Consider the following 422-nt stretch of genomic DNA (forward strand, 5'->3'; position numbering starts at 1 on the left):
GGGTAGATGTCCTGGTACTTCTTCGGCGGGTTCTCGGCGTAGGCGATCGAGCCGTCGGCGCGGTGGTGGAACCACTCGGGGTGCTTGTGCACCCACGGGTGGTCGGGCGAGCACTGGAGGGCGAAGTCGAGGGCGATCTCCAGGCCGAGTTCCCGTGCCTCGGCCACGAACAGGTCGAAGTCCTCGATGGTGCCCAGGTCCGGGTGGACGGCGTCGTGCCCGCCCTCCGGGGAGCCGATCGCCCAGGGCACCCCCACATCGTCCGGCCCGGCGGAGAGCGTGTTGTTGGGGCCCTTGCGGTGGGCGGTGCCGATGGGGTGGACCGGCGGCAGGTAGACGACGTCGAAGCCCATCGCGGCGATGGCCGGCAGCCGCCGGGCGGCGGTGCGGAAGGTGCCGTGCGGACGCTCCGGCGTGCCCTC

At 72.3% G+C, this 422-nt stretch carries 1 pseudogene; it reads right to left on the reverse strand.

Features of this window, described 5'->3' with window-relative positions:
• Positions 1–422: pseudogene (locus ACTT8P_RS38480) on the reverse strand (alpha-1,4-glucan--maltose-1-phosphate maltosyltransferase); the annotation flags it as partial.

The sequence above is a fragment of the Streptomyces sp. JW3 genome (assembly GCF_052216785.1).
In the GTDB taxonomy this organism is placed as follows: Bacteria; Actinomycetota; Actinomycetes; order Streptomycetales; family Streptomycetaceae; genus Streptomyces.